This window comes from Streptomyces sp., assembly GCF_031181555.1.
GTDB classification, from domain to species: Bacteria; Actinomycetota; Actinomycetes; order Streptomycetales; family Streptomycetaceae; genus Streptomyces; species Streptomyces fimbriatus.
Map to the genome: position 1 here is coordinate 1 of NZ_JAPSKQ010000302.1, position 3,532 is coordinate 3,532.

Here is a 3,532-nt window from a genome sequence, read left to right on the forward strand (position 1 = left end):
CGGGGCCGGCCCGCCAGGCCGCGGATGCGGGGGATCGCGTCCAGCAGGGGCACGAGCTGGGTGACGTCGTGGCGGTTTCCGCCGGTCACCGACACTGCGAGGGGTGTTCCGTGCCGGTCGGTGATCACATGGTGCTTGCTGCCCCGGTGGTCGCGGTCGACCGGCGAAGGTCCGGTGCGAGCCCCCCCCTTTTCAGGGCCCGGACGTGCGAGCCGTCGATCGCGGCATCGTCCATGTCCAGCAGGCCGGCTCCGCGGGGTTCCGCGGGGAGCATCTCGTGGAGGCGGGGCCGGACGCCGGCCTCGGTCCGGTCCCGCAGGCGCCGCCGGCACGTCACCCCGCTGCAGCCGATCGTCTCGGCCGGCACGTCCGCCCAGGTCACGCCCGTACGCAGGACGTAGACGATCCCGCGAAGGGCCGCACGGCCATCCGCCGGCAGCCGGCCCGGATACCGCCGACGCCGCGGCGGACGAGGAGGGAGCAGCGGAACAACACGTTCCCACGGATCATCAGACACAAGATCATCCGACACGCGCAGAACTCTGCCGCCCACCATCCCCACTGCCAATTCCCTGAACCAAATTCATTCTGAAATGATCAGTTAGCGGGACAGGGCCTCCGGGCTTTTTGGGGGACATCTACCGGAGGACGACGTCGCGGCCCGGGCCGCCTTCGACGATGTCCTTCCCGGGGCCTCCGTTGACCAGGTCGTCACCGCTCTCGCCGTGCAGCGTGTCGTCGCCGGGACCGCCGATGACGATGTCGCGGCCGTCTCCGCCCATGGCGTGGTCGTCGCCCGGGCCGGCGTACACGATGTCCGCACCGTCGTACGCCTCGATCATGTCGTCGCCCCGGCCGCCCCACAGCCGCTGGCCGCTGTCGTCGCCCATCAGGTGGTCCATGCCGTCGCCGCCGTCCAGGACCGCGCGTCCCATGACCATGTCGTTTCCTGCGTCGCCCCGAACCGTGTGCGCGGTATGGGCGTGCAGTTCGTCGTCGCCGGGGCCGCCGCGGACGGTGGCGACCGCGGGGTCGCTGGTGACGATCGTGTCGTCGTGGCCGCCGAGGAAGATATCGACCCTGTCCGGCCGGGGGCTGCCGGTGGGCAGTTCGCAGACGACGAAGGTGTCGTCCCCGGGCTCGAGGTACGCACAATGGTCGCCGGGTTCGAGCGGGACCGCGTCACGGAAACCGATCCGCCGGACCCCGGCGCCGAGATCCATGGGGATCACGTGGAGATCGTTGGCCTGTCCCGCGGCGGCGGTGAAGACGATCGACTGAGTCGCCCAGTCGGCGCCGACGCGGGCCTTCGCCCCGGTGGCGGCGGGGGCGGCGGCGGCCGGGCTGGCGGCGAGGCCGAGGGCGAGCAGGATCACGGCGACCGCGCGGGCGGTGGCTCCGTGTCGGTTCATGGGACCTCATCTCGATAGGGTGACCGGTGGGTCGACCTGCTGGCGGGGTGGCTGCCGGAGACCCGGCAGGCGGTCGTGACGGCAGCGTCCTCGTGGTCGCCCTTCCCGAACAGGGGGCCACTCGTGGGGTGTTCGGGACGAACCATCGCGCCGCGGCCGGCACGCCCCGGTGCCCGGACGTCCTCACGACGGCGCCGCCCGGCCCCACTCGTCGGCCGCCACCACGAGACAGGCCGCGACCAGGACGACGTTCTTGATGATGTACTGGCCCTCCAGGGTGGGGATCGGCGCGTCCCCCTGCCACATCTCCTCGGGGAGCAGCAGGAGCGCGGAGAAGACGCCGGCCATGTGGGCGAAGAACCCCACCAGGACCACGCGGAGCAGCACTCCCGTGACGAGGCCGAGGCCGATGGCCATCTCGGACGCCGCCAGCACCCGTAGCACCACGTCCGACGGCAGCAGGTCGAAGGTGAGCTTCATCGCGGCCCGGACGGCAACCCTCTCGGCGGGGCTGGCCGCGGGGAAGAACTTGAGGACGCCGAACCAGAGGAACACCGTGCCCACGCAGACCCTGAGGAGCCCCGGGCCGCGCCGCTGGACCCGGTCGGCCAGAAACCGGGCTACCCGGGTGGCCCGCCCGCCGTCCCCGGTTCCTTCGGGGGCGAGTCCCTGAGGGGGGCACAGGCTTTGCTCGCCAACTCTCTTCACCGTCGTACCCACCCTTTCGCACGTGCTCGCACGCGGTCGTCCGAAGGCTCCCGGCCGCCAGGCGGCCGGGGGAGGAGGGGCACCCGGTGCCCGGAGCAGGCGGCGGACCGTCCTCTCCGGGCACCGTGACACCGGTCGGCCCCGACAGGACCGGCTGGTGTCACGGCAGGGCCGGGTGGTGCGGCACCGCGTCAGCTCACGTTCACGTCCACGCAGGCGTAGAAGGCGTTGGCGGTGTCGGCGATGTTCCACACAGCCAGCACCTTCTGCTTGCCGGTCAGGCTGCCGAAGTTCACTTGGTGGGTGACGGTGGCGCCCGGCCGGGCGCCACCGTCGTTGAACTCCGCGATCTTCCGGCCACCCGCGTAGTACTGCCAGGTGCTGGTGGCGTGCCGTGCGGTCAGCCGCCAGTTGAAGCTGGTAGTCCGGCTGACCGGGGTGACCTTCCAGCCCTTGCTGTCGTTGTCGAGCTCGGCGAAGGCGGCGTTCCCTCCGCTGCAGCTCATCAGCCCCTTGGGGCCCTCGACGCTCTGCGGCTCGTACTTGATGGAACCGCAGGGGACCAGGCCGGCGGCACACTGGGCCTGCCGGCTGGGGGGCGAGGATATGTAGCCGTGCGCGCTCGCGCTGCCGGCCGGCAGGCTCACGGCCAGGAGCGGGGCGATTCCCGCGCCGATGGCGGCGGCCAGCATCTTCTTGCTCTTCATGACAACTCCTGTGGGGGGCGTGCCCGCCTACCCGAAGGCAGGACAGACATGGACATGTCAAGCAGCGCTTCCATGGCCGCGGAGACGGCCAGGGGCAGCGACGGAAGCTTACCCTGCTTGGTCTAGACCAAACCAGTCCCAGTCGCGACCGCCGTGCCCGACTGCTGGTCAGATGCGGCAGGATGAGCGGCCCAGCGGTGCGACGGGCGAGCGGAGGCCCCGAACACGGACGGCGGCGCATCGGGACGGCAGAGTGGCGGGGCTGGCTCGCGCTGCGGCACCGGCCGGCGGGCTCGGCGCGGGCGGGCGGCCCGAAAGAGGTCGCCCGCTTCCTGGTCGCCCTGCACCGAATGGACCCGACGACGGTGTACCTGGCCGCAGGCGCCCGGCTCGCAGACCCGGCCGCGACCGAGCGAGCGCTCCACACGGATCGGTCTTTGCAAGTCATCTCAATTGGTGAGTCGGCGGTAGCAGATAAAGGTGCAGGTGATGCTGGTGAAGGCCAGGAAGTGGCTGGCTTTGCGTTCGTAGCGGCGGTGGAGGCGTCGGCATCCGGCGAGCCGGGCCATGGTGCGTTCGATGGTCCGGTGGTGCCGGCCGAGCCGCCGGCTGGAGTCCGTGCCCTTACGGGCGATCCGGGGTGTGATGCCACGGGCGCGTAGCCATCGCCGCAGGTGGTTGCAGTCGTAGCCCTTGTCGCCGTGG

The 3,532-nt window shown here is 71.4% G+C and carries 4 protein-coding genes and 1 pseudogene; all 5 read right to left on the reverse strand.

The features are described from left to right. Positions 1-556, reverse strand: a pseudogene (locus RIM90_RS31060) (IS5 family transposase); the annotation flags it as partial. An 82-nt stretch (positions 557-638) separates the two neighbouring features. Further along, entirely contained in the window at positions 639-1,412 is a 774-nt protein-coding gene (locus RIM90_RS31065; RefSeq protein WP_309064076.1) for a calcium-binding protein, read from the reverse strand. 183 nt (positions 1,413-1,595) lie between these two features. Beyond that, positions 1,596-1,976, reverse strand: a complete 381-nt coding sequence (locus RIM90_RS31070) for a hypothetical protein (protein WP_375165622.1) — start codon at positions 1,974-1,976, stop codon at positions 1,596-1,598. 335 nt (positions 1,977-2,311) lie between these two features. Further along, a complete protein-coding gene (locus RIM90_RS31075; protein WP_309064077.1) occupies positions 2,312-2,827 on the reverse strand; it encodes a lytic polysaccharide monooxygenase in 516 nt (171 codons plus the stop codon). Positions 2,828-3,276: 449 nt separating this feature from the next. After that, the coding region (locus RIM90_RS31085) for a transposase (protein ID WP_309064078.1) at positions 3,277-3,532 on the reverse strand (256 nt) is incomplete at its 5' end.